This is a genomic window from Silvimonas sp. JCM 19000 (genome assembly GCF_054652575.1).
Window position 1 is genome coordinate 1 of record NZ_BAAIHC010000010.1, and the last position, 23,947, is coordinate 23,947.

Below are 23,947 nucleotides of genomic sequence, written 5' to 3' on the forward strand. Positions count from 1 at the left end.
AATCACCGCAGCACTTTAAAGCCGTGTGTGCCGTCGATGCCGAGCTGTGCCACCAGCCCGTACTCCCAATCCAGATACGCCTGCATCGCCGCCGCCGCGTTGTCGGTGCCTTCATACGGCCGGCGGTACACGTCTTCCGGCGCGCTGGCGTAGCGCGCGTTATCGCTTTCCAGCGGCAGTTTTGCGTCTAGCCACGCCTGATTGCCGCCATCCAGCACGCTCACGCGTGCGCCGTGCAGCGTGGGATATTCCGCTGCGGCATACGCGGCCAGCACGCCATCGGTGGACGTCAGCACGTAATGCTCGGCTGCGGGCAGATCGGCGTGCTCCAGACCCGTGCGCAAGGCAAACCACGCGCCCGCGATATGGCCCTTGCGATAACGCGGGCTCGGTGACAAATCCACCAGCACCACGCGGCCGTTCTGCAATTGCGGCTGCACCTGGCGCGGCGTAATGCGCGCCACATTCCCCACGGCGGGCCGCAGCGGCACGCGCGCGCCGGTTTCGCTAAACGCCTTGGGCGCAACGCCATCCAGCACCCACACAGTCCAGTTCATTTGCGCCAGCCAGTGCGCCGCCATATTGGCCCGCACACCGTCATCATCCACCAGCACGATGCGCGCACCGCGTACCGGCGCAACGTGGTCGGTTTCCTGCACCAACTGCCCGCCGGGCGCGTTGATAAAGCCGGGCAAATGCCCCGCCACATATTCGGCCGGATCGCGCACATCAAATAAATAAGTGGTGCGATGCGTATCGGCTTGCAGCTGGCGCAATCCGGCCAGATCCAGCCGTTGCACGCCGCTGCGGTCCGCCAGATCACGCGCTTGTGGCGCGGCCCAGGCGCGTGCCTCCAGCGAATAGTCGCCTGCCCGCCGCGTCTGGCCATGCTCCAGCTTCTGCCCGGCCAGCGTCCAGCCTATGGTGCCGTTGCGCAAGGCGGTGACGGGATTGGGCAAGCCCGCGTTTACCAGCGATTGCGTGCCGATAATGCTGCGCGTACGGCCAGCGCAATTAACGATCACGTGCGTGGCCGGGTCCGGTGCCAGATCGCGTATCCGCAACACCAGCTCACCACCGGGCAGGCTGCGCGAGCCGGGGATATTCATGGTGTTGTATTCATCAAAGCGGCGCGCATCCAGCACCACCACATCGGCTTTGGCATCCAGCAGCGCCTGCACTTCCTCGGCGCTCAGCGACGGCGTGTGCCGCTGCGCCTCGACCAGTTCGCCAAAGGCTTTGCTGGGTGCGTTGACGTCCTGGAAAATCTCGCCACCGCCGTCGCGCCAACCCGCCAGCCCATCAGCCAGCAGGCTGATCTGGCTGTAGCCAAGTTGGCGCAAACGCAGCGCGGCGTGCGCGGCCAGGCCTTCGCCGTTATCGTAAATAACCAGCTGGGTGCTCAAGCGCGGGATGCGTTCATAGGCTTCCAGTTCGATACGGCCGAGCGGCAAATTGGCCGCGAACAGCGGATGCGCCAGCGCAAACGGCGCTTCTTCGCGCACGTCGAGCAAGGCGATTTCCTGGCCCGCACTCAAGGCCACGCGCACGGCGGCGCCGGTGGTCACGGCAAAGGTCGGGGCAGCTGCAGCCAGAGGGGCGTTCATGGGACGGCTCCGTGTTAATGGCCCAGCGGGCCAGCCCAGATATTGGGCAAATGCGTGTTGGAATAACCCGAAATAAACGGCTTGACCGCGCCGTTGGGCTCGAAAATGTGGCGCGCCACCGCGCCGATATTGCCGCCATACACATGGATGCTGATCGAGACCTGGTCGGCATAGGCATTGCTTACCTGATGTACATCACCAAGGCGCGGCGACACGGTTTCCACCTGGCCTGGCGCCAGCCGATGCGGCACGCCATGCGCCTGCCAACTGCCATCGGCCGCAGGCGCAAAGGCCTGGCTGGTCTCCGCGCCGCGCAGCACGCCGATCGCGCCCCACACGGTGTGGTCATGAATCGGTGTGCGTTGGCCCGGCCCCCAGACAAAGCTCACCACCGAGAAGCGCTCCGCCCCGTCCACGTATAAGGCGTACTGACGATAGCGTTGCGGGTCTGGCTGCGCGTATTCGGGCGGCAGCCAGTCATCGTGGCGCACCAGCGCCGCCAGCGCCGTCGCCACCTGGTCCAGCAAGGGCGCTTCGTCCTGCGTGTGCGCCACAGCGGCGCTGATCTGATGCACAAACTGGCGCAAACGTTGGTTGGCGTTAATCGGTTCTGTGGCGACGGTCATGGCGGCTCCTTGCCTCAAAAGTTGTATTGCTCGCTCAGCAAATACGTGCGCGGTGCGTTGTAATTGGCGTAATTGGCCGTGGTGCCGGGCGTATATGACGCCGACTGGATATAGGCATCGTTCAGCAGATTGCTGATCGAGAAGGTGGTCACCCAATGTCCGTCGGCCGAGGTATAGCTGGTATTGGCATTGATGAATTTTTGCGTCGGGATCTTGAACGGATCGGTATTCATCGGATTGGCATACGAGCTGGTCTGGAACTGGATATCCGCATTCACTTTCCAGGCCCCGGCCAGGCTGGCAATCGGCAACACATAGCCGATGGCGGCGCTGGCATTCCATTGCGGCGAATAAGTCAGATATTTGCCTGCCGCATTGGTCCCTGCCCCACCCGCATTGACGAAATCGTCATAGACCGCATGCAGATAAGCCACATTGGCGGACAGCGACAAACCGCTAAGCGGCCGCGCGCTGGTTTCCAGTTCCACGCCCCAGGTATGCGCCCCGGCGGCATTAAAGCGTTGCGATACGCCGGTCGAGGGGTCCAGCGCCGTCGCTTGCAAATCCGAGTAATCGTTGTAGAACACATCGGCATTCACGCGCAGTTTGCGGTTATACCAATCGCTCTTGATCCCGGCTTCATAAGTGGTCACCGTTTCTGGCGAAAACGGCGTAGTGGCCGCCAATGCGCTGGGGGCGCGATTGTCGTAACCACCGGCTTTGAAACCGCGTGCGATATAGGCGTACTGGTTCAGCGTGGGCGTCCATTGGTAGTCCACGCCAATCTTGGGGGTAAAGCTGGACCAGCGATGATTGTCGCTGGTCTGGAAATCTGTGCCGGTGACTTGCTGCTGCGCATTCAAAAACAGATGGCTGTAATCGAAGTCTTTTTTCTCTTCGGTAAAACGCAAACCCAGCGTGCCGCGCCATTGCTCGGTGAACTTGTAATCGCCCTGGCCATATAGCGCCACACTGTCGGTCACCGTGGTGCTGTATTCGCCGTAGCGGCTGACCTTGTTGCTGGCCACGCTATAGGTATTGTTGTTGCGATCGGCGAGAAAATTCTCGTGATAAAAGAACAGGCCGGTGCTGAAATCAAAGCGGTCGTAATTGCCGTTAAGCTGGAATTCCTGAGTAAAGTAATGCTGCTTGTAGTGAATCAGGTTTTGTTGGATCACGGCGGCCTGGCCCGAATTGTCGTAATCCACCGGCTGGTTAAAGGCCGAATACGCCGTCACCGATTTGAACTGCAAATGATCGTTAATCTGATCAATCGCGCGCAGCACGGCCGAGCCTTGGTTCAGGCCGTTTTCCGGGCTCAGCGATGACAAAGTCAGATACGGGTTATACGTGCCCGGGCCCTGATTGCGCGGCGTATAGCTGGTGGTATCGCTGCGGTCGACCAGCGCATTAATGGTTAATTGCACATCCCATTGCTCATCCGGTTTGGCGCGCAATTTGCCGCGAAACGCGGTGATATCGACATTGTTTACATCCTGGCCACGCGTGGGGTCCCAACTGGTGCCGTCGCGCGTTAGCCGGATAATCGACGCGCTGCCAAACAACACGTCATCCTTGATCGGGCCGCTGACCAGCGCGCGCAGATTGGCCGCGTTGTAATTGCCGCCGCTCAACTGCACATATCCGCGCGTGGTTTCGTCGGGGTCGGCGGTGATTACGCGCACTGCGCCCGCTGAGGAATTGCGGCCATATAAGGTGCCTTGCGGACCGCGCAATACCTCAACCTGTTGCACGTCGTTAAAGTCGAGCATCGAAGAAATGGCGCGCGGGATATACAAATCATCGGCATACACCGCCACCGCCGATTCCTGGATCGGATCGGATTCGCCGATGCCGCGCAGCGAATAGGTTTGCGTGCTGTAGCTGATCGACGCGCGCGGCATATTCAGATTGGGCACGCGGCCGGCCAGATCGCGCACCGAATCAATGCCCTGATCTTCCAGTTGCTGTTCGCTGAATGCGCTAATGGCAATCGGCGTTTTTTGCAGGCTTTCTTCTTTGTGCTGCGCGGTCACGGTCACATCAGGAATGGTATCGGCGTTATCTGCAGCAAAGGCCGTGCTGGCCAATGCCGCCAGCACGGCGATATAAACTGCGGCCGGTTTGGGCGCAAACGCCCCCGACGCTCGCCCGGACAGGCGTTCGGAATTGATCATCTTATGAGTCCCTGAAAGTCTGGTTTTATGGCGCCGGGCTTAAGCCAGTACGCTGTTTAATTGTTTGTCCCATAACGGCGCCACATTCACGCGTTTGGGAATCACGCCGTTATCGGCAAATAAATCGGCCACGGCTTGTTGCGATTTGATGGCGGCATCGTCGATTTTGACCAGACGCGGATCGGTACTGCGCTGGTGGAATTCATCCAGAAAAATCGAACCAGGCACGCCGGTAATCTGGCTGGCGCGCGCGGCCCACAAATCGGGATGCGCGGTTTGCCATTGATAAACCTGTTGCTCGCGTTGCAGATGAATGCCGATGGCTTCGCGCCGCAATGGGTCGGCCAGCGCGTCTTTGTGCGCGGCCATCAAATAATTGCCGGACAAATAACCATTGGCGGTTTTTAAAACCCGCGCGCCTTTGGCCTGGGCAAATTGCACCACCAGGCCATACACCACCCACGCATCCAGTTGCCCACTCTGGAATGCCGCCAGGCCATCCTGCGGCGATAACGACACCGGCGTCACATCGCTAAAGCTGAGGCCTTTTTCGCGCAATAAACGCAGCAAAAAGTAATGCGAGGTGGTCGAGCGCACATAGCCAATGCGCTTGCCTTTCAGTTCGCCCACGTCTTTGATCGCCGAGCCTTTCGGCACCAGCATCACCTGGTTATTGACGTCGCCTTTCAGTACCGCCACCAACCGCAACGGCGTATTGGCTTGCACGGCAAAAATCGGCGGAATCTCGCTCATGCCGCCCACATCAATCGAGCCGGCGCTGATGGCCTCAACAATCAGATTGCCGCCCGAGAATTCGGCGTATTCGGCGCGATAAGGTGGATTAGCCAGCCCGGCATCTTTCAGAAAATATGAGTTGTCGCCTTTGAAGCGCGCAATCCTTAAATCGATATTGCTTAGCCCGGCCGACGCCGCGTAGCTGGCCAGCGGCCAGGTGCCCAAAGCCAGTGCTGCGCCACTCAACAAGCCCAAAGTCTGACGGCGGCCCGCATTGAAGTTTTTATGGTTCATGGCGTCACTCACTGCGCGCTGTCGGATTTGGGCGCTTCAGACACCAGCGCCACTTTGTTAAACCCGGCGTCGCTGATCTGGCCCATGGTTTCCACCACCTTGCCGTAGGCAATACTGCGGTCGCCTTTGACATGGATATGGCGCTCATGGTCGCCACCCGATGCGGCTTTCAGCGCCACCAGCAAACCGCTGGCGCCCACCGGCGTTTTGTCGATATAAACCTTGCCCGCGGCGTCGAGGCTGACCACCAACGGCGGCTTGGGGTCGGTCAGCGGCTTGGCGTTGGCCTTGGGCAGATCGACATTGATGCCGGTGGCCATTAACGGCGCGGCCACCATAAACACGATCAACAGCACCAGCATCACGTCCACCAGCGGCGTGACATTGATTTCGCTGACCGCACTCGGCACCAGCGGATTGGTATTGCCTGCCAGTTTTGCGCCCATGGTTATGCGGCCTCAGCGGCAAGCTGGCCGATTTCGCTGCGGCGTGCCTGGTCTTGCTGCACGCGCACCGACGGCGCTTCGTTGGCGGACAAGCGCCGCGACAATTCCACTTCGGTCAGCCCGATCAGCGTGCCGAGGCGGTTGGCATAGTTGCCCAGATCGCCCGCAGCACGGTTGTAGGCCACCACGGCCGGGATCGCAGCCACCAGACCCAGCGCGGTGGCAAACAGCGCTTCGGCGATGCCGGGCGCCACCACCGCCAGGCTGGTGTTGTTGGTAGCGGCAATGCCCTGGAAGGCGTTGATAATGCCCCACACCGTGCCAAACAAACCCACAAACGGCGCCACCGAACCAATGGTGGCCAGCACTTGCAGCCCCTTTTGCAGGCGTTCGATTTCCACGCCCAAGGCAATCTGGCCGACGCGGTTCAGGCGTTCTTTCAGGCTGTCTTTGTCGTGGCTATTGCCGGTCAGGCCGCGGCGATGGCTTTCGCGCCACTCGGCAGTGATTGCGCTGTGGATACGCGCAAACGGATCATCGGGATGCGTGGCCAGTTCGTTTTCCAGCGGCCGCAACGACGGCTCGCTGGCCGCCCCCGCCAACCATGCCCGCGCCTGCTTTTGCAGACGGCCAAACTTGAGCAGCTTGTCCAGAATTACGCCCCAGCTGGCGACGGATGCCACCGCCAGCAAAATCATGATTGCCTTGACCACACTATCGGCCTGCAAAAACAAAGCCAACGGCGACAAATGGGCGGCGACGGCAGCGCCTGCCAAAGGAATTTCGGTTGCCATAACAAGATCTCCAGGGATGGTTAACAACTTATTTCGTCAAATTTTTGTGTGCGCAAATAGGGTGGGTCGCGACCCACCACTCAATGCCAAAGAACAGAACCGCAACCTCGGCGTTTTTCGCTGCAGTGGGGGTTCACTCATGCGCCCAACTTGTACGCAATCGCGCCAGTCAACTTGTAACTACTCGCCCCCAGATCCGGCAGCTTGGGAAACGGCGCAGCAGCCTTCAGCGCCTCTTCCGCCGCTTTGTCCAGGCTCTCCACGCCACTGGGCTCCAGCTCATAACTGAGCAACTCACCGGCCGGGCTTAACACCAGGTGATACACCACCCGCCCTTCTTGCCCGCGCAATTGCGCGGCCTTCGGGTAATGCCCGGCCGCAATGCGGTTGATGCGCGCGAATACTTTGTTGACGTAATCGGTGGGGATGCCGTCGCTCGCGCTGGCCTTGGCCACCGGGGCCGGCGCGGGTGCGGGTGCAGCAACCGGCGCCGGGGCTGGCGGTGGCGGCGGTGTTTCGGCCACCGGCTCTGCATTCACCGGCGGCGCCACGGCCGGCGCGGGTGCCGGCGCCGGTGCGGGGCGCGGCGCAGCCACGGTTTTCGGCGCTGGCGCGGGCAACGGCGGCTGCAAGGGCTGCGGCTTGGGCGGCACAATTTCTTTCGGTTTAGGCGGTTCGGGTTGCGGTTTTTCGATCACCAGTTCTATCGGCTTATCGACGGGCGCAGCCGGTTCGATATGGTGAAACGTCCACGCCAGCGCCAACGCCGCCGCCACGCCGTGCAATGCAAACGACACGGCATAACCACTGCGGCCCCAGCGTTTAACGCGCGAGCCGGAGACCGGTGGCGTCAGCGAAGGCAAGGCGAAATTGAGCGCGAGCGTCATGGCGGTTACTCCAGAAAATCAGGCTGATCGCGCAATACGCGATCCCACAGCGGCTGGAAGCTGAACCAGCTACCCACCTCGCCGCCGACCTGGCCTGCCGTGTGCAAGGCCACTTCATGCGATAGCGGTTTGATCGTGCCCGCCGCTTCGGCAATCAACTGCGTACGCGCAGCATCATCCATCGCGATATAGCGCCACACGGCCGCTTCCACCGTTTCGCCCACCGTCAAAATGCCGTGGTTTTGCAGGATGGCGGCCTTCTTGTGGCCCAGCGCGGCGGCAATGCGTTTGCCTTCGCTGGTATCCAGCACCACGCCGGTGTAATCGTCGAACAGCACGTGGTTGTCGTAGAAGGCGCACGCATCCTGCGTGATCGGTTCCAGCAATTTGCCCAACGACGAAAACGCCTTGCCGTACAGCGAGTGCGCATGCGCAGCGGCCACCACATCAGGCCGCGCGATATGCAGCTGGCTATGGATGGCAAACGCGGCACGGTTCAACTGGCCCTCGCCTTGCACGATGTCGCCGTGGTGGTTAACCAGCAGCAAATCGGACACGCGGATATGGCCGAAATACACGCCGACCGGGTTAACCCAAAAATGGTCGGGCCATTCCGGATCACGCGCGGTGATATGGCCTGCGCCGCCCATGTCGTAGCCATACAGCGCAAACAGGCGGAACGACGCGGCCAGCCGTTGCTTGCGATGCAGGCGTTCGGCCTCAATGGTGGGTGCGGTCGGCACGCTCTTCAGCCGAAACGGATTGTTGTCTTTGGCAAAGCCGTAGACCGAGGGACGCGGACGTTCGAGGGTGGCGGTGCTCATGACGGTTTTCCTGGGTTGTTCGGTTAATAGCCGCGTTGCGGATCGACCACGTCGGTTAACGTGGCGCCGCTGCGCCAGGCCTGCAGATTCTGGATAAAGCGATCGGCCAGGTTGGCAAAAATCCCCGGCGAAATCGCGGACGTATGCGGTGACAAACGCACGCGCGGATGCGAGTAATACGGATGGTCGGCCGGCAGTGGTTCGGGCTCGGTGACGTCCAGCGAGGCCAGCGCGATCTTGCCCGCGGCCAATGCGCCCAACAGCGCGTCGTCGTCGATCAGACTGCCGCGCGCCACGTTCACCAGATGCAAACCGGGTTTGGCCTGCGCCAATACTTGAGCGTTGACGATATGGCGTGTGGCGGCGGTGGCCGGTGCCGCCAGCACCACGTGGTCAGCCTGGGCAAACAGCGCGCCAATATCGGCCACGCGTTGCACGCCGGGCACTTCGGGTTCGGCATCGGTGCGGCGCACGGTGATCACCTTGAAGCCCAGCGCCAAGGCCTTGCGTGCCAGCGCCTGGCCGATGGCGCCAAAGCCGAAGATGCCCAGCGTGCTGCCTTGCAACAGCGTTACCGGTTGCCATTTCCAGTCGCTGGCTTGATGGATCCACGCATCCGGCAAATGTTTGGCGGCGGCAAAAATCGTCGCCAGGGCAAACTCGGCAATCGGCTCGGCGGCCGTGCCCCGCGCCGAGGTCACCACCGGGCCGTCGAACAACCAGCCCGGATAAAAATCGATGCCGGCCGACGCCAGTTGCACCCAGCGCACGCCAAACGGCCAGCCCGGTGGCGGCGGCGCGCTCAGGTCGACACCGTGCGGGCCCAGCGGCCGCACAAACAGCACTTCGGCCTCGGTGGGCAGCGCATGGATCGCGCCGGGCGCAACTTCAATTACCTGCGCGCCGGGCACGCGTTCGCGCACCAGTTGGTTCAGCCGGTCGTCCAGCTGGCTGGCGATGACAATGGCGTCGCTCATGTCAGGCCGCCACGCGTTCGTGCGCGCGTTCGGCCACCAGACGCCGCACCAGCGGAATCAGATGACGGCCGTACAGCACCGCGTCTTCCAGCGGATCAAACCCGCGCACCAGAAAGGTGGTGACGCCCAGGTCGTAATACGCCAGTAGCGATTCGGCCACTTGTTCGGGCGTGCCGACCAGGCCGGTGGAATTGCCGCGTGCGCCGGTTAGCGCGGCGATCTCGGTCCACAGGCGTTGGTCCGCCACGCGGCCTTCGCCCGCCAGCGCCAGCAAGCGCTTGGAGCCTTCGTTTTGCGGTTGCTGCGGACGGCGCTTGAAGAAGTCGGACTTGTCCAGATTCTCGCGCGCGGCTTGCAGAATACGGTCCGCGCGATCCCATGCGGCTTCTTCGCTGTGCGCCAGCACCGGGCGGAACGACAGGCTGAAGCGGATGTGGTTTTCGCGGCCGTATTCAGCAGCGGCGGCTCGCACTTTGCGGATCACATCGCGCACGCTATCGACGGTTTCGCCCCACAGCATGTACACGTCGGCATGCTTGCCCGCCACACGGATGGCGGCGTCCGAAGCGCCAGAAAAATAGATCGGGATATCGCCCACCGGCTTGACCGGATTAAACAAGCCGCGCACCTGGTAGTACTTGCCGTCATGGTCAAACGGCGCGGTGGCGCTCCAGGTTTTTTTCAGCACATCGAGGTATTCGTCGGTGCGCGCGTAGCGTTCATCGTGACTGAGGTAATCGCCATCACGCGCTTGCTCGACGTCGTCGCCGCCGCTGATCACGTTAATCGAAAGGCGGCCGTCGCTGAGCTGGTCCAGCGTCGCGAAAGCGCGCGCCGCCACCGTGGGCGAAACAAAGCCGGGGCGATGCGCCAGCAGCGGGCTTAGCGTTTCGGTGTTGAAGGCGATTTGCGAGGCAATCTGGAAGCCATCGGGCGACTGGCTGTGATAGCCGATCAGCACGCGGTCAAAGCCGGCGTTTTCTTGCGCGGTGGCGCTGGCGGCCACGTATTGCACATCGCCCACCGGGCCTTGCGCCAACAGGCTTTCGCTGGCGTCCTGGGTTGAAACGAGTCCGATAAATTCGACGGTCATGTTGGATAGTCCTTGATCACAATTCATGTACGGCTGGGACAGCGAACCATAGGGTGGGTCAAGACCCACCGCACAAAGTGGTGTCCATCTCGGCGGCTTTGGGTGGTGGGTCTAGACCCACCCTATGCGGCGGTTAGCTCGGTGGCTTTGGCTTTGGTTTGTTCGAGTGCGGCGACTTTGGTGCGTACCAGCGGCAGCAGTTCGCGGCCGTATTGCAGCGCGTCTTGCAGCGGGTCAAAGCCGCGGATCAGGAAGGTGGTAATGCCCAGCTTGTAGTACTCGATCAAGCTATCGGCCACTTGCTCGGCCGTGCCGACCAGCGAGGTCGAATTGCCCGCCGCGCCGGTCAGCTTGGCGATCTCGGTCCACAAGCGTTGGTCCACCACCGCGCCCTGCTCGGCCGCCTGCAGCAAGCGCTGCGAACCGACGTTTTGCGGCGCGCCGCGTTGGGCAAACAGCGGGTTGTGCTGCACGCGTTCGCGCGCCGCATCCAGAATGCGATCGGCCTTGGCCCATGCCGCATCTTCGGTCTCGGCCAGAATCGGGCGCAGCGACAAGCTGAACTTGATCGCATCCGCCGCGCGGCCGTGGCGCACCGCGGCGGCGCGCACTTTGGCGATGGTTTCGGCTACTGCGGCCAGCGGCTCGCCCCACAGCGCATACACATCGGCGTGCTTGCCGGCGATATCGATGGCGATGTCGGATGAGCCACCAAAAAAGATCGGCAGATGCGGTTGCTGCACCGGCTTGATGGCCGAGACATTGCCTTTGATCTGATAGAACTCGCCGGCGTAATCAAACGGTTCGGCGCTGGTCCAGGTTTTGCGCGCAATGCTCAGATATTCGTCGGTGCGGCGATAGCGTTGGTCATGGTCGAGAAAGTCGCCATCGCGTTGCTGCTCGGCATCGCTGCCGCCAGTGATGATGTGCACCGCCACGCGACCGCCGCTGAACTGATCCAGCGTGGCCAGGTTGCGCGCGGCCAGGGTCGGCACGCTAAAACCGGGCCGATGCGCGATCAGCAGATTGAGCTTTTTGGTGTGCTGCGCGGCATAGGCGGCGATCTGGATGGCGTCGGGCATGGTGCTGCCATACGCCACCAGCGCGCGGTCAAAACCGGCGTATTCGTGCGCTTGCGCCACGGCGCGAATCCACGCCTTGTTGATCAGTGGGCCGGTGGGCGCCAGCGCTTCGCTGACTTCTTGATGCGAGATAAAACCGATGAACTGGACAGACATGGTCAGTGGCTCCGGGGTTGCGCGGCGGCGGCGGCGAATGCGGCCTTGCCGGCAGTGGTCAGAATCGCGTCGTTTTGCGGGGTATGGATGCGGCTGCACAGCACATCGCGCAGATGGCGTTCCAGCGGGTTGTGCCGGCTCAGCCCGGGATTGCCGGTGAGCTCGGCGATTTTTTGCACGGCGGCAATGGCGTTGCCGGTGACGGTGTATTTGATCAGGCCCTGGTCGGCCGGACGGGTGCGGCCCAGCGCGGCGGCATCGAGCACGGCGCGGTTGGCGAACAACAGTGCTTCCACTTCGCCCAGGCCTTCCTGAAAGCGCGGCAAGCTCGACAAGGGCGCGCCCAGATTGGCGGGCACGCGGCCGTGCGCCCATTGCACAAACCAGTCACGCGCGGCATGCGCCACACCGTCATACAAGGTGGACAACAGCACGCTGATCCAGCTGTAGAACGCGCCATCCGGTTTGCCGGGCTGGCTGGCCGGCGCGACTTCCACTGCGTGCTCCAGCGGCACCAGCACGTCATCAAACACCACGCGATGACTACCGCTGGCGCGCATGCCCAAGTGGTCCCAATCCTCGACCACCGTAATGCCCGGCGTATCGCGGTGCACCAGCCATGCGCCCACCAGCGGGTCGGCATCGTCCGAGCGCGCCCACACCGCCAGCCAGGTCAAACGCGGAATGCCGGTCGAATAAATCTTGGTGCCGCTGATGCGCCAACCTTCCGGCGTACGCCGCGCAATCGTGCCGGGCAAACCACCGCGCGCGGGGGTGCCCAGCTCGGGTTCGACGCGCAAGGCGTTGATCAAGGCACCGTCTTTGACGGCTTCCGCTGCGACGCGCTCACGCAAATGCGCGGGCCAGTTTTCGTTACGCGCAATCGATAACTGAAACAGGTATTGCATCACCAACACCAGCGCGGTGGACGGCTCGCCGCGCGCCACGGCGTGGATGACGGCGGCGGTCTGGCTCAGGCTGGCTTCGTAGCCGCCCAGCGCTTTGGGCACCGTCAGCGCCAGCAAACCGTGCTGTTGCAGATAATCAAAATTGGCATGCGGAAAGCTGCCGTCGCGATCATGCTGCGCGGCGGTTTGCGCCAGTTGCTGGGTAATCTGGCCCAGCAATTCATCCCACGCCGGGCTATCGAGTTCGACGCGAACCGCGCTGGCGTTGGTCACATTGGGGGTGATGGTGGTGGTCATGCGGCGACGCGCTCCGGCTGGGTCTGTGCGGTGAGGGGCTGGCTGGCCTCGGGGCCGCTGGCCACAAACGGCGCGGCTTCTTCCACGCCCAGCAATCCCAGCAGCTCGCGGCGTTTGCGTTGCAGCGCCGGGTCATCGGCGTGGCGCGGCCGGGCGGCGGTGTTGGGGATCTCGGCGGCGACTTTGCCATCGGCCAGCACCAGGATGCGGTCAGCCAGCAACAAGGCTTCGTCCACGTCATGCGTTACCAGCAGCACGGCCGGTTTGTGCTTTTGCCACAGCGCCAGTATCAGCTGATGCATGCGGATGCGAGTGAGCGCGTCGAGTGCGGCAAACGGTTCATCCAGCAACAGCAGTTGGGGCTCGCGCACCAGCGCACGGGCCAGCGCCACACGTTGCGCTTCGCCGCCGGACAAGGTGGCGGGCCATGCTTCGGCGCGTTCGCTCAGGCCCACTTCGGCCAGTGCGTCCAGCGCCAGTTGTTTGAGGTTGGGCTTGCGCACACCCAGCGCCACATTGCGCCAGGCGCGCTTCCACAACATCAGGCGCGGTTCCTGGAATACGGCAGCGCGCTGCGGCGCCATGGTCAGCGTGCCGCTGCTGACCTGATCTATGCCCACCAGCGAGCGCAGCAGCGTGGTCTTGCCGCAACCGGAGCGGCCCAGCAGCGCCACAAATTCGCCAGCCTTGATATCGAGATTGAGACCATCCAGCACCTTGCGCTGGCCAAACTGGCGCACCACATTGCGCGCGCTGACCGCGAGTTGCGGCTGCAGCGTGTCGGGCTGGTTGGCGGGGGTAATGCTGTTGGCCGGGACGATAAAATCGGGGGTCGTCGTCATGATTAGCTCCGCAGAAAGGATGGGCGCCACGCCAGGGCATGACGTTCGATCAGACGTACCAGCGCATCGGTCAACAGCCCCAGCAGGCTGTACACCAGCAAGCACACCACGATGATGTCGGTGCGCATAAAGTCGCGCGCGCTGCCGACCAGATAACCGATGCCTTCGGTGGCGTTGATTTGTTCCACCACCACCAGGCTAAGCCAACCGATGCCCAGCGCGTAACGCAGGCCCACCAGGAAGGACGGCAGCGCGCCGGGCAGAATCACATGCGTAATCAGTTCGCTGCGGCTCAGCCCCAAGCTGATGCCCGCCTCGATCAGCTTGCTGTCGATGCTGCGGATGCCGCTGTACAGGTTGAGGTAGACCGGAAAAATCGTGCCGAAGGTAATCAGCGCCAGCTTGGGTGCTTCGCCAATGCCAAACCACAGGATGAACAGCGGCACCAGCGCCAGAAACGGCAGCGTGCGCAGCATCTGCAAGGGCGCATCCACAATCAGTTCGCCTTTGCGCGACAGCCCGGCCATCAGCGCCAGCACGGTGCCCAGCGTGATCGACAGCGCCAGGCCTTTGGCCACGCGCGCCAGCGATACCCACAGATGCCGCGGCAGTTCGCCCGAGGCGACCATATCGGCGAAGGTGGACACGATGGAGGTGGGCGCAGCAATGATGTGCGCGGGCAACAGGCCGGTGCGGCTGGCCACTTCCCAGATCACCAGCAGCACCAGCGGGCTGGCAAAGCGTGACAAGCCGCTGAAATGCCGCGCCTTGATACGCCAGCGCGGCGCGGCGCTGCTGCTGGGCAGACCGGTTTGAGGCAAAGACAAAGACATCGCGTTCTCCGTAAACACCAAGGGTTCGAAGCCGGGTTTTGCTGCCTGCATTGTTATAATTAAAATGCATTACAGTCAAAATCTTTGTTCGATTGGGTTATTTACAGACCACTTTATCCATGTCAGGATGATTAATCCAATGCATTGTTCGCATGATTTTCATGCGTGAGAGACATGAAAACCGAAGACATCAAAGCGTTTGTTGCCGTCGTGCAGCGTCAATCGGTCAGCCACGCGGCTGACGTTTTACATATCACCCAACCCGCCATAACGCGGCGCATCCAGAACCTGGAACAGGCGCTGGGCGTAGATTTGCTGGATCGCAACACCAAACCGCCACGCCCCACGCCGATGGGCCGGCGCGTCTTTGAACAATGCCGCGCCGTGTTGCGCGAACTGGAGGCGCTAAAGAAACTGGCCGCCAGCGATGCCGCGCCGGCCGGTGATTTACGCCTGGGCATCACTCAGGTGATCGGCGATTACGTGCTGGTGGATGCGCTTAAACAATTGTCGGAGCGCTTTCCCGATGTGCAGGCGCGCTTGTCCACCAACTGGAGCAGCAAATTGATCGCCGCCGTGGCGGCCGGGGAACTGGATGCCGCCACCGTGCTGATGCCGAACACGTATGCTTTTCCAGAACATCTGGCCGTCGATAATTTGTTGGCGCTGGAAATGGTGCCCGTCGGCCGTCGCAGCGACTTTGATGCCGAAACCCGCTACAGCCTGCGTGATCTGCATAAACGCGGCTGGATTCTGAACCCGGAAGGCTGCGGATTTAGAAGCCGCTTGCAACGCGCGCTGGCCAGCCAGGGTCTGGATATGCAAGTCAATCTGGATACCTTTGGCACGGAGCTACAGTTGGGGCTGGTAGCGCAAGGCATCGGCATCGGCCTGGCCCCGCGCTCCTTGCTGGCCGCCAGCCGCCACCACGAACAGCTGGTGGCGCTGCAATTAACCGACTTCAAACTCGACGTTAATTTGTGGCTGGTGCGTCTGGCGGGCCTGGGCAATTTGCTGCCGCCGGTTAACCAGTTTGGCGCCGCCATCGCCGCCGGTTTCGGCCCGGCCATCCATGCCCGGACCGCCTTCTCGCTCGCGGTTTAACGCGCCGCTGCCGCAGCCTGGATAATCGGCTCGGCTTCGGTGCGCAACAACCAGTCGGGCGCGACATCGATATAGCGGATGGTCTTGTGCTGATCGACCACCAGCACCGTGGGCTTGGGCAGTTCCCACGTGCCGGTGCCGGTTACATCGCCAATCGGATTGCCCTTGGCAGTGGCCGCATCACGCGATGCCTGGTCGAATTCATAAAGAATGCCGAGCTGACGCGCCAGTGCGTTGTCGCGGTCGGTGGCCACGCGAAAATCAAACTGATGCCGTTGTTTGATCTCGACCAGGCGGTCACTGCGTTGCGGGCTCAGCGCCAGCAGCGGAATGCCCAGTTGCTGCAGCGCCGGCTGCAAGGCGCGTTGGTAATACGGCAGCGCGATATTGCAGGCCGGACAACCGGCAAAGCGGAAGAACACCAGCACAGCCGGGCCAGCAGCGGTGAGCTCATCCAGCGTTACCGGATCGCCATTCACTTCTTGCACACTAAAGTCGGGCAATACATCGCCAATCTGCGCGGTGGCGGCGCGGTTGTGCTCGGCCACCAGCGTGGCGCGCTGGTTAACGTTGACGGCCAGATCTTCCGGCGCCCACGTGGCGACGCGCTGGGCGTGCAATTCGGCCAGCAGTTGTTGCAGGCTGGCCGTGTTGGTGCTGGCTTGCGGAGCCAGTTGCGGGGTAACGGGGGTATTCATTTTGAGCGCTCCAGGCAAGAGTCGTTGGGTGTTGTGGCCTGAAGGCTATGTGGCTGCGAGTTGGCTTACCAATCAAACTTTTGCATGAAGTTTATGCGTGCGGGCGGCCCACCATTGCCGCTGAGCCACCCGTATTTTATTTCTGCACATTACGTTGGTGTTTGACCGCAATTACGCGGACACCAGCAAGGCGTTGCTCACTAAAGCTGACTTGGGCAATGCCGCTGTAGCGGCAGGTCGTCCACCGATACGCGCGCTGCATATGAAAGAACTGGAAGCGCGCCGCATAACCCGAGCCCCTGCGCCGAAAGCCACGGATCGGCGAGCCGAAGCTGGTGTGGCGCGGTGGCCGCAGCTGTAATCCGGGTTCGATATAGCAATGGCAGATGAATCGGTCGGTAATGAGTTCGACATCAACAGCGCGATCCACCTGATACACGATGCATTCCGCATGGTTTGCCGCCAGCTCCGCTACCTCGCGCACGGCGGCCTCTGAGAAAGTCACCGCCGCCGTACTCATAGTCTTGTTCCGGATGGAGCAGGCAAGCCTGATTGTTGCCATGCTTTGAGGGCGTCAACCCGTTTGCGCACCAGCAGGCGCGTGATGACGACGGCCTCATCCGCTGAATAAGCCGCCTCACCGGGCTGCAAATCGTTGACGATCAATTCCAGCTCTTCCATCGCTTCCGCCCGCGCTTCATCGCATAGCCGGGCGGCATAGTCGACAAAATCCGCAAAAACCAGATCGCCGCGCTCACACAAGGCGCTGGCTCGGGCGTAATAGTCGGCCTCGGCCGGGTCAAGGGCGGCCGCCGCAGAGGTTATCCCCGCTCGTGTTGCGGCAACGGCATCCGTTTCGGCTTGCGCTGGTCGCGCCGCAGTCGCGGGCGGCAAGACGAGCTCACCACGCTCGCATGCGTCAGCCACCGTTTCCAGATCAGCCAGATCCGCTTGCCGCTCCCACTCGGGCAGCGTAGCGAGCCACTGCAGCGCATGGCTGAAATCCAGATCAATACGCACCGCGACCGCCTGTAAGCGCTCGACTTCGGCCGCGGATAAAGGCGTGATTTCACACTCAATCGCTTGCATTGCGTTTTCCTTGCTGGGGTCAAACAAAGTGCCATCATAGGCCCGGTGCTTGTTCTCGCAGAATTGTCTGTGACTATAAGCGCACTAATACCAACGAACGATAACCCGGTCAGGCCACGCCACATAAACAGACTGCTGCGCGTGGGCATTTTCTTGCCTAAACTAAGCCACCCGGCCGCGTAGTCCAGACCGCGCGGCGCTGCCGCCCCATGCCGGGTACAGTCGTCACTCAAGGAAAACACCGCCATGCAGATCACCGTAGCAACCACCGTCGCCGCGCCCGTCGCTCAGGTGTGGCGCGCTTATCTGACTCCGGCAGACATCGTGCAATGGAACGCCGCCTCGGACGACTGGCATACCACCACCGCCAGCGTCGATCTGCGCGAAGGCGGCGCGTTTTCTTCGCGCATGGAAGCCAAGGACGGCAGCATGGGTTTTGACTTTGCCGGCACCTATACCAGGATCGTGCCAAACCAGTTGATCGAATACGCGTTTGGCGAGCGTACGGCGCAAGTGGTGTTTGCCGAGACGCCGGCGGGCGTGACGGTACGCGTCACGTTTGAAGCCGAAACCGAATACCCGGTCGAGCAGCAACAGCAGGGCTGGCAGGCCATCCTCGACAATTTCAAGAAGCACGTTGAAGCGCAATAAGCGCAGCGCAGCTTGCGTTTGACCTTTTTTGTAGCCACAGGATGTTGAACATGTTGCTCAGCCGTTCCCTACTCGCCGTTGTTTTGCTGTCCAGCCTGACCACCACTTATGCCGCCGACCAGACCGAGTCGCGCCAGCTGACGCGCTATAGCGAAATCCGCATCAAGGCACCGGTGGAGATGAGTTACACCGTCGGCCCCAGCGCCAGCTTGCAAGTCACCGCCGCGCCCGAGGTCCTTGCCCAGCTCACCACCACGGTCAGCAATGGTGAACTGACCATCGATCTCAAATCTGGCAGCGATGTGCGTCACGCCATCCACATCGTCGCCACCGGGCCAGCGCTGAGCGGCGTGTCCATCGATGGCGCCGGTGATTTCAAAGCCACCGGCCTGACCGGCGCGGCCTTCAATACGCGCATCGCAGGTGCGGGCAGCATTCATGCCAGTGGCCAGGTGCATCACATCAGCGCCAGCGTCAAAGGCGCGGGTGACATCGATCTGAAGCAACTGAAAGCCAAAGACGCTGCGATCGATATCGCTGGCACCGGTTCGGTCCGGGCTTATGCCAACCAAAGTGTCAGCGTAACGGTCAATGGCGTGGGCTCGGTTGATATCGGTGGCAAGCCGGTCAAACGCGATGTAACGACGCATGGCATAGGCAGTGTTTCGTTCGACTGATTACCCGCCTGTTGTATCGATACCCATCAGCGGATACATCCATTGAGAGTGGCAGTGGCGCGTGCTGAAATACGCGGCGCGCCCGGCTTACGGCGCGCTTTTGCCCTCTTTAAAGCTGCGACATATGATCATCGGTATCGACCTTGGCACCACCAACAGCTTGTGCGCCGTCTGGCGTGATGGCGCAGCCCAGCTGATTCCCAACGCGCTGGGCCTGACCCTCACCCCTTCCGTGGTGGGGCTAGACGACGAAAACCGGGTGCTGGTTGGCCTGCCCGCGCGTGAAAGACTGATTACCCATCCCCAGCACACCGCCGCCGTGTTCAAACGTTATATGGGCAGCGCACAACACACCACGCTGGGCAGCCAGCGCTTCCGGCCTGAAGAATTGTCGGCATTGGTGCTGCAGTCCCTGAAAGCCGACGCCGAGCGTTTTCTGGGAGAGCCGGTGACCGAGGCCGTCATTACCGTTCCCGCCTATTTCAGCGACGCGCAACGCAAAGCCACGCGCCAGGCCGGTGAGCTGGCCGGGCTGCAGGTGGCCGGGTTGTTGAACGAGCCGACTGCCGCTGCGCTGGCCTATGGCCTGCATCAGCGCGACGCAGAATCGACCTTTCTGGTGTTCGACCTTGGTGGCGGCACCTTTGACGTTTCCATCCTCGAATTGTTTGACGGCGTCATGGAAGTGCGCGCCAGTGCTGGCGACAATTTCCTTGGCGGCGAAGATTTTGCCACTGCGTTAATCGAAGGCTTTTTGCAACAACATCCCACGCTGGAGCCGTCGCTGGACCCCGTCGATCCGCAATCCGGCCGCTTGCGCCAGCTGCTGCGCAAGGAAGCCGAACGCGTTAAGCGCACGCTGAGCGAGCAGCCCAGCGTTGAATTCAGCCTGGTGTGGCAGGACCAGAGTTATCGCTGGAACGTGACGGAAGCGGAGTACGCCCGGCGCGTGGAACCCTTGCTGCTGCGTCTGCGCAAGCCGCTGGAGCGTGCCTTGCGGGACAGTCGGCTCAAGCTGGCCGACCTCGACGAAATCGTGCTGGCGGGTGGCGCCTCACGCATGCCGCTGGTGCGGCGCATGGTGGCACGCCTGTTTGGCCGCCTGCCTGCCGTGCATCTCAACCCCGATGAGATCGTCGCGATGGGTGCGGCAGTGCAAGCCGGACTCAAGTCGCGCGATGCGGCACTGCGCGAAGTGGTCATGACCGATGTCTGCCCCTATACCCTGGGCATCGCAACCACGCGGCAATATGGTCCAGGCCAGCGTCAGGCGGGTGTGTTCTTGCCCATCATCGAACGCAATAGCGTGGTGCCCGTCAGCCGCAGCGAGACCGTCTATACGGTGAGCGATAACCAGAGGAGCGTGCTGCTGCGGATCTACCAAGGCGAATCGCATGAGGTCAAAGACAATGTGTTTCTGGGCGAACTGGAAATCACGGTGCCGCCGCGCCCGGCAGGTGCGGTGGATCTTGAAGTCCGCTTTACCTACAGCATTGACGGGCTGCTCGAAGCCGAATGCGTGGTGCCGGAAAGCGGCGAGAAAAAACGCCTGCTGATTGAAAAAACCCCCGGCGCCTTGTCGCCGGCAGAGATACAGGCGCAACTGGATAAGCTGGCGGCGCTCAAGATCCATCCGCGCGATCAGACCGAAAACGCCTTTTTGCTGAACCGCGCGGCGCGGCTGTACCAGGAAATGCTGGGGCACGAGCGTATGGTGATCGGCGAGGCACTGGCGCGCTTTCGCACCGTGCTGGAAACCCAGGATGCCGCACAGATTGCCGAGGGCCGCCAGGCTTTGCATCGTCTACTCACCGACGTCGAAGGCGAAGTGTTGCTATGAGCCTGTCCTCACCACCCGCAGCCTGGGCCGAACTGGAACTTGAACCGACCGCCGACGTGCGCGCAATCAAACGCGCCTACGCCCGCTTGGCCAAAATCCATCGTGCAGAAGATGATCCGCAGCGGTTTCAGCGTCTGCGCAATGCCTATGAAACCGCGCTCCAGCTTGCGGCAGCGCAGGCCGATGGCGCCGCCCCCACTGCGCCTGCAGCAGACGCCGACGATGGCACTGCGGACACGGCAAGCACAGCCGAGGCGGCCAGCGCAGAGGCAGTGCCGCCCGCGGATCACGCAGCGCAAACCGTAGAAAACTGGGTGCTGCAACTGACTGCGGCGATGAATACAGAAGAGCCGGCTGCGTTCCAGGCGGCGCTGGCAGACTGTCTGGCGCACCCGCTGGCCAGTCTGCTGCCGCTGCGTGCCCGCTTTTCGCATGCCGTGCTCAACACCTTTATGGCCCGTTCCGCGGTGTCGATCGACGCCGTGCAGCACGCCAGCGAGGTATTGGGCTGGCCCACCGACACCACCTTGCTGCCGCCGCAGCGTGACTGGCTGCAACGCGCCACGTATTTCCGCATCCGGCTGCAGGCCCAGGCGCTGGCGCGCGGTATTGCGCCAGAGACCGCACCAGAGGCCGCCGTGGCCACGATTGCGCAATGGTTGGCGCAACATCCCATCGACGGACTGGAAGACCGCCCGTGGTTCGAGCTGGGCATCATGCTGGGCCTGGCCGAACCCGTGCTGGCGCCGCTACCGCTGATCGACGCCATCGCCGCCTATTTTGAATGGACCGATCTGGCGCACCTGACGCAGCGGGAGCCCGCGCTGGTCAACTATTTTCTGGAACGCGTCTACCGCGCCCGGCATGAGCAAAGCGAGCGTGATTTCGAACTCAAGCTGCGCCAGTATGCGGCCGGCCAGACCGGCGCTGACCAGGGCACACGCGCTGCGCGGATGGCCGCGGCCGCCCTGCTGCAACAGCCTTTTAACCCAATCAAGTCACGCCTGCTGTCGCTGCTGCATCCGGTCCAGGTACAAGCCCTGCAGTGGGTGGACGAGATCGAGACCAGCCATCCGGCACTGGCCGGAAAACTGGATCCGCGCGCCCTTGCCTTCTGGCGCAAACCGCATATGGATCTGACGAGCCGGCCGTTCTGGGTGGTCCCTATCCTGTTTGTAATCAGCGCGTTGAGTATGGCCGAGCATCTGGAGTTCGGCAGCGATGGCGTGCGGCCATGGCAGATTGCTGCCAGCCTGTTTGCCGGCATGGTGGGAGTATGGCTGGTCTTGCTGGCCTTCCATTTGCTGCTCTACGCGGCGGTTATGCTGCAGCCCGGCGCCGAGCGCGTGCTGCGCGACGTGATTGCCCCGCGTGCCCGTCACTGGGCGCCCACCTTGTGCAAACCGGGCGTACTGCGGGCAGTACCTGGCATGATGATGTCCAGCATCCTGTTGCTGGGCGGCTTCGTCTTTAGCGCCCACGCGGCTTATGACGGTTATCAGCACGAACACGTCATCATGAGCCTCAGTTGGTTTCCGATGTCTATGTTATTGCTGTTCTGGGTGCCGCCCTATGTCCGCCGGGTCAAGCGGTTCATCTTGCTGTGGCGCCAGGCCGCTTGAGTGGCAAACCGGTCCGACCGCTGACGGCCCTCCAGGCAGATCAGCGTTTCATGCGCATGACACAGCGCGATAAAACGCCAGACGACTTGTATCGTGTTGTATCGACACCCGGCCTGGTTGCTCCGGTTGAGCGCCTGCATAACGCATGCTGAAATACTCGTCTGCGCCCGTTAGAGGCGCTTTCGTTTATATAAGCCTGCCCAGATGACAGTTGGAATAGACCTCGGAACCAGCGCTAGCCCGTGCGCTATCTGGCGCGACGGCGCGCCGCAACCATCCCATGCTCGTGCCCAGACCCTGCCGCTCTCGTGCTTGCCAGCAGATGCATTTTCAGCGCGGGGGCGGATATGAGCGCGTCGCATTTTGCCTGGGCGGTATTGCAACTGGCGCCGACCACCGATGTGCGCGAGATCAAACGTGCTTACGCGCGTCTGGCCAAGCTGCATCGGGCCGACGAGGCCCCCGTCGCATTCCAGCAAATCCGCGCGGCCTATGAAGCCGCGCTGCAGCTGGCCGCCGCTGCGGCGGCGCCGCCTGCTCATGCCCAAGCCGAGAACGTTGCGATCGATCCCCCCAAGCGGATACGGCAACAGGCTCAGGCGCTGATTGCGCAATTCGACGCCGCTATTGCCCCTACCGACGCCATCGCCCGGCTCAGCCAGTGGCTGGCGCAGCACGCGCTTGACGGGCTGGAAGATCGCGCCTGGTTCGAAATCGGGTTGATGCACGGCATCAGCGCTTCCGGTCTGGCGCTGAGCGTGATCGATGCCGTGGCGGATTATTGCAACTGGCAGGGCCTGGGCCATCTGACCCGGCTAGACCCGACAACGGTCGCCGCTTTTGTGCAGCATGTGCAGGCGCTGCGGCAGGCCGAGAGCGAGCAGCGGTACGAAGCGCAACTGCGCGCTTTTGCCGCGGGCCGCACCGCGCATGGCGCTGCCGCACGTTATGCCCGCCTCGCCGCCGCCGCGCTGTTGCAGCAGCCCTGGCAACCGCTGCGCTCGCGCGCTTTGTCGTTGTTGCCCGTCATCCAGGACAATGCGCGCGGCATGCTGCATGAGATCGAACAGATGCACCCGGCGCTTGCCGCCAGGCTGGATCCGCAGGCCCGCGCTTTCTGGCGCGTGCGCCGCTTTAACCTGACGGCGCGGCCCCTGTATCTGCTCACGCTACTCGGGGCGCTGTCCGGCGCGCGTATCGCCTATAGCTTGATGCATGTCACCTGGCTGGGCGCAGCGGACAAGTTTTTGCCGCTGCTACTGGGGCTCAGTCTGCTCGGCGGTCTGTGCAGCGCGGTGTTGTTATTGCTGGCCATTTGCGCCGTCACGCAATGGCCGTGGTTATGCCGCCGTCTGATGCGCCACCCCGCGCCGCGGCTACTGCAACCCGCCGTCATCGAAGCCTTGCCGGGTTTTGCATTATGGACCGTGGGCATTGGACTCGCCACTCGCACACTGGGGCGCGATGTGTACCAGGACGCCATGCAGCATGCCTACGGCAGGACGCCGTGGTTTTCGTTAATACTCTTTGTCGCCATCGCGCTACCCATCTACGCCATCCGCATCGGCGACTTCATCCAGCGCCTGCGGCGCGCCCGCTAAGCTGCGCCACGGCGCGGCGTGAGGTTACGGCCCCGAGGGCACGGGCCGGACCGTTCTCCGTGACCGCCACGCATCAGACGGCGCTGT

Annotated in this window: 23 protein-coding genes; 6 read left to right on the forward strand and 17 right to left on the reverse strand. The window is 62.3% G+C overall.

All coding sequences use genetic code 11. The features are described from left to right. Positions 1-2: 2 nt before the first annotated feature. The 14 genes from ACYQ1A_RS10775 to ACYQ1A_RS10840 form a co-directional block, all read right to left on the reverse strand. Positions 3-1,607 carry a rhodanese-like domain-containing protein gene (locus ACYQ1A_RS10775; RefSeq protein WP_499362029.1) on the reverse strand — a complete coding sequence of 535 codons (1,605 nt, stop codon included), beginning with the start codon at positions 1,605-1,607 and terminating at the stop codon, positions 3-5. A gap of 14 nt (positions 1,608-1,621) precedes the next feature. Next, entirely contained in the window at positions 1,622-2,233 is a 612-nt protein-coding gene (locus ACYQ1A_RS10780) for a cysteine dioxygenase family protein (protein ID WP_499362030.1), read from the reverse strand. Between the two features lie 14 nt (positions 2,234-2,247). Next, positions 2,248-4,410: a TonB-dependent receptor gene (locus ACYQ1A_RS10785; RefSeq protein WP_499362031.1), complete on the reverse strand. Its 2,163-nt coding sequence runs from the start codon at positions 4,408-4,410 to the stop codon at positions 2,248-2,250. Positions 4,411-4,449: 39 nt separating this feature from the next. Continuing rightward, positions 4,450-5,439: an ABC transporter substrate-binding protein gene (locus ACYQ1A_RS10790; protein ID WP_499362032.1), complete on the reverse strand. Its 990-nt coding sequence runs from the start codon at positions 5,437-5,439 to the stop codon at positions 4,450-4,452. 8 nt (positions 5,440-5,447) lie between these two features. Next, entirely contained in the window at positions 5,448-5,885 is a 438-nt protein-coding gene (locus ACYQ1A_RS10795; RefSeq protein ID WP_062225049.1) for an ExbD/TolR family protein, read from the reverse strand. A gap of 2 nt (positions 5,886-5,887) precedes the next feature. Beyond that, positions 5,888-6,679 (reverse strand): MotA/TolQ/ExbB proton channel family protein, encoded by a 792-nt coding sequence (locus ACYQ1A_RS10800; RefSeq protein WP_499362033.1) that lies wholly within the window; start codon positions 6,677-6,679, stop codon positions 5,888-5,890. Between the two features lie 137 nt (positions 6,680-6,816). Next, on the reverse strand, positions 6,817-7,566 hold the full coding sequence (locus tag ACYQ1A_RS10805; protein WP_499362034.1) for a TonB family protein: 750 nt from the start codon (positions 7,564-7,566) through the stop codon (positions 6,817-6,819). A gap of 5 nt (positions 7,567-7,571) precedes the next feature. Continuing rightward, positions 7,572-8,390 (reverse strand): class II aldolase/adducin family protein, encoded by an 819-nt coding sequence (locus tag ACYQ1A_RS10810; protein ID WP_083458650.1) that lies wholly within the window; start codon positions 8,388-8,390, stop codon positions 7,572-7,574. A gap of 23 nt (positions 8,391-8,413) precedes the next feature. Then, positions 8,414-9,367, reverse strand: a complete 954-nt coding sequence (locus ACYQ1A_RS10815) for a D-isomer specific 2-hydroxyacid dehydrogenase family protein (RefSeq protein ID WP_499362035.1) — start codon at positions 9,365-9,367, stop codon at positions 8,414-8,416. Position 9,368: 1 nt separating this feature from the next. After that, on the reverse strand, positions 9,369-10,460 hold the full coding sequence (locus ACYQ1A_RS10820) for an LLM class flavin-dependent oxidoreductase (RefSeq protein WP_053935759.1): 1,092 nt from the start codon (positions 10,458-10,460) through the stop codon (positions 9,369-9,371). 122 nt (positions 10,461-10,582) lie between these two features. Continuing rightward, on the reverse strand, positions 10,583-11,698 hold the full coding sequence (locus ACYQ1A_RS10825) for an LLM class flavin-dependent oxidoreductase (RefSeq protein ID WP_499362036.1): 1,116 nt from the start codon (positions 11,696-11,698) through the stop codon (positions 10,583-10,585). Positions 11,699-11,700: 2 nt separating this feature from the next. Further along, positions 11,701-12,903, reverse strand: a complete 1,203-nt coding sequence (locus tag ACYQ1A_RS10830; RefSeq protein WP_499362037.1) for an acyl-CoA dehydrogenase family protein — start codon at positions 12,901-12,903, stop codon at positions 11,701-11,703. Next, positions 12,900-13,745: an ABC transporter ATP-binding protein gene (locus tag ACYQ1A_RS10835; protein WP_499362038.1), complete on the reverse strand. Its 846-nt coding sequence runs from the start codon at positions 13,743-13,745 to the stop codon at positions 12,900-12,902. The genes ACYQ1A_RS10830 and ACYQ1A_RS10835 overlap by 4 nt, the downstream gene beginning before the upstream one ends. Before the next feature lie 2 nt (positions 13,746-13,747). Beyond that, the gene (locus ACYQ1A_RS10840) at positions 13,748-14,578 is read right to left on the reverse strand and encodes an ABC transporter permease (RefSeq protein WP_499362039.1); all 831 of its coding nucleotides are present in this window, start codon (positions 14,576-14,578) and stop codon (positions 13,748-13,750) included. 174 nt (positions 14,579-14,752) lie between these two features. Between ACYQ1A_RS10840 and ACYQ1A_RS10845 the strand changes: the two genes are divergently transcribed. Further along, positions 14,753-15,682 carry a LysR family transcriptional regulator gene (locus tag ACYQ1A_RS10845; RefSeq protein ID WP_062224656.1) on the forward strand — a complete coding sequence of 310 codons (930 nt, stop codon included), beginning with the start codon at positions 14,753-14,755 and terminating at the stop codon, positions 15,680-15,682. Here ACYQ1A_RS10845 and ACYQ1A_RS10850 read toward each other — a convergent pair. The 3 genes from ACYQ1A_RS10850 to ACYQ1A_RS10860 form a co-directional block, all read right to left on the reverse strand. Then, positions 15,679-16,380: a peroxiredoxin-like family protein gene (locus tag ACYQ1A_RS10850; RefSeq protein WP_499362040.1), complete on the reverse strand. Its 702-nt coding sequence runs from the start codon at positions 16,378-16,380 to the stop codon at positions 15,679-15,681. The genes ACYQ1A_RS10845 and ACYQ1A_RS10850 overlap by 4 nt on opposite strands. A 136-nt stretch (positions 16,381-16,516) precedes the next feature. Beyond that, positions 16,517-16,900: a hypothetical protein gene (locus ACYQ1A_RS10855; protein WP_053935754.1), complete on the reverse strand. Its 384-nt coding sequence runs from the start codon at positions 16,898-16,900 to the stop codon at positions 16,517-16,519. Next, a complete protein-coding gene (locus tag ACYQ1A_RS10860) occupies positions 16,897-17,469 on the reverse strand; it encodes a hypothetical protein (protein WP_499362041.1) in 573 nt (190 codons plus the stop codon). Before ACYQ1A_RS10860 ends, ACYQ1A_RS10855 begins: the two co-directional genes overlap by 4 nt. A 246-nt stretch (positions 17,470-17,715) precedes the next feature. Between ACYQ1A_RS10860 and ACYQ1A_RS10865 the strand changes: the two genes are divergently transcribed. The 5 genes from ACYQ1A_RS10865 to ACYQ1A_RS10885 all read left to right on the forward strand — a co-directional run bounded on the left by ACYQ1A_RS10865 (position 17,716) and on the right by ACYQ1A_RS10885 (position 23,860). Next, positions 17,716-18,120, forward strand: a complete 405-nt coding sequence (locus tag ACYQ1A_RS10865) for an SRPBCC family protein (protein ID WP_062224660.1) — start codon at positions 17,716-17,718, stop codon at positions 18,118-18,120. Positions 18,121-18,170: 50 nt separating this feature from the next. Beyond that, positions 18,171-18,797 carry a GIN domain-containing protein gene (locus ACYQ1A_RS10870; RefSeq protein ID WP_499362042.1) on the forward strand — a complete coding sequence of 209 codons (627 nt, stop codon included), beginning with the start codon at positions 18,171-18,173 and terminating at the stop codon, positions 18,795-18,797. 124 nt (positions 18,798-18,921) lie between these two features. After that, a complete protein-coding gene (locus ACYQ1A_RS10875; protein WP_499362043.1) occupies positions 18,922-20,637 on the forward strand; it encodes an Hsp70 family protein in 1,716 nt (571 codons plus the stop codon). Further along, entirely contained in the window at positions 20,634-22,259 is a 1,626-nt protein-coding gene (locus ACYQ1A_RS10880; protein ID WP_499362044.1) for a J domain-containing protein, read from the forward strand. Before ACYQ1A_RS10875 ends, ACYQ1A_RS10880 begins: the two co-directional genes overlap by 4 nt. 347 nt (positions 22,260-22,606) lie before the next feature. Then, positions 22,607-23,860 (forward strand): J domain-containing protein, encoded by a 1,254-nt coding sequence (locus ACYQ1A_RS10885; protein WP_499362045.1) that lies wholly within the window; start codon positions 22,607-22,609, stop codon positions 23,858-23,860. Positions 23,861-23,947 lie beyond the last annotated feature (87 nt).

Coding starts and splice junctions, on each gene's coding strand:
- ACYQ1A_RS10885 (WP_499362045.1), top strand. CDS start 22,607: ATGAGCGCGTCGCATTTTGCCTGGGCGGTATTGCAACTGGCGCCGACC.
- ACYQ1A_RS10785 (WP_499362031.1), bottom strand. CDS start 4,410: ATGATCAATTCCGAACGCCTGTCCGGGCGAGCGTCGGGGGCGTTTGCG.
- ACYQ1A_RS10795 (WP_062225049.1), bottom strand. CDS start 5,885: ATGGGCGCAAAACTGGCAGGCAATACCAATCCGCTGGTGCCGAGTGCG.
- ACYQ1A_RS10820 (WP_053935759.1), bottom strand. CDS start 10,460: ATGACCGTCGAATTTATCGGACTCGTTTCAACCCAGGACGCCAGCGAA.
- ACYQ1A_RS10780 (WP_499362030.1), bottom strand. CDS start 2,233: ATGACCGTCGCCACAGAACCGATTAACGCCAACCAACGTTTGCGCCAG.
- ACYQ1A_RS10815 (WP_499362035.1), bottom strand. CDS start 9,367: ATGAGCGACGCCATTGTCATCGCCAGCCAGCTGGACGACCGGCTGAAC.
- ACYQ1A_RS10880 (WP_499362044.1), top strand. CDS start 20,634: ATGAGCCTGTCCTCACCACCCGCAGCCTGGGCCGAACTGGAACTTGAA.
- ACYQ1A_RS10875 (WP_499362043.1), top strand. CDS start 18,922: ATGATCATCGGTATCGACCTTGGCACCACCAACAGCTTGTGCGCCGTC.
- ACYQ1A_RS10870 (WP_499362042.1), top strand. CDS start 18,171: ATGTTGCTCAGCCGTTCCCTACTCGCCGTTGTTTTGCTGTCCAGCCTG.
- ACYQ1A_RS10825 (WP_499362036.1), bottom strand. CDS start 11,698: ATGTCTGTCCAGTTCATCGGTTTTATCTCGCATCAAGAAGTCAGCGAA.
- ACYQ1A_RS10775 (WP_499362029.1), bottom strand. CDS start 1,607: ATGAACGCCCCTCTGGCTGCAGCTGCCCCGACCTTTGCCGTGACCACC.
- ACYQ1A_RS10835 (WP_499362038.1), bottom strand. CDS start 13,745: ATGACGACGACCCCCGATTTTATCGTCCCGGCCAACAGCATTACCCCC.
- ACYQ1A_RS10855 (WP_053935754.1), bottom strand. CDS start 16,900: ATGAGTACGGCGGCGGTGACTTTCTCAGAGGCCGCCGTGCGCGAGGTA.
- ACYQ1A_RS10810 (WP_083458650.1), bottom strand. CDS start 8,390: ATGAGCACCGCCACCCTCGAACGTCCGCGTCCCTCGGTCTACGGCTTT.
- ACYQ1A_RS10860 (WP_499362041.1), bottom strand. CDS start 17,469: ATGCAAGCGATTGAGTGTGAAATCACGCCTTTATCCGCGGCCGAAGTC.
- ACYQ1A_RS10850 (WP_499362040.1), bottom strand. CDS start 16,380: ATGAATACCCCCGTTACCCCGCAACTGGCTCCGCAAGCCAGCACCAAC.
- ACYQ1A_RS10790 (WP_499362032.1), bottom strand. CDS start 5,439: ATGAACCATAAAAACTTCAATGCGGGCCGCCGTCAGACTTTGGGCTTG.
- ACYQ1A_RS10830 (WP_499362037.1), bottom strand. CDS start 12,903: ATGACCACCACCATCACCCCCAATGTGACCAACGCCAGCGCGGTTCGC.
- ACYQ1A_RS10800 (WP_499362033.1), bottom strand. CDS start 6,679: ATGGCAACCGAAATTCCTTTGGCAGGCGCTGCCGTCGCCGCCCATTTG.
- ACYQ1A_RS10805 (WP_499362034.1), bottom strand. CDS start 7,566: ATGACGCTCGCGCTCAATTTCGCCTTGCCTTCGCTGACGCCACCGGTC.
- ACYQ1A_RS10865 (WP_062224660.1), top strand. CDS start 17,716: ATGCAGATCACCGTAGCAACCACCGTCGCCGCGCCCGTCGCTCAGGTG.
- ACYQ1A_RS10840 (WP_499362039.1), bottom strand. CDS start 14,578: ATGTCTTTGTCTTTGCCTCAAACCGGTCTGCCCAGCAGCAGCGCCGCG.
- ACYQ1A_RS10845 (WP_062224656.1), top strand. CDS start 14,753: ATGAAAACCGAAGACATCAAAGCGTTTGTTGCCGTCGTGCAGCGTCAA.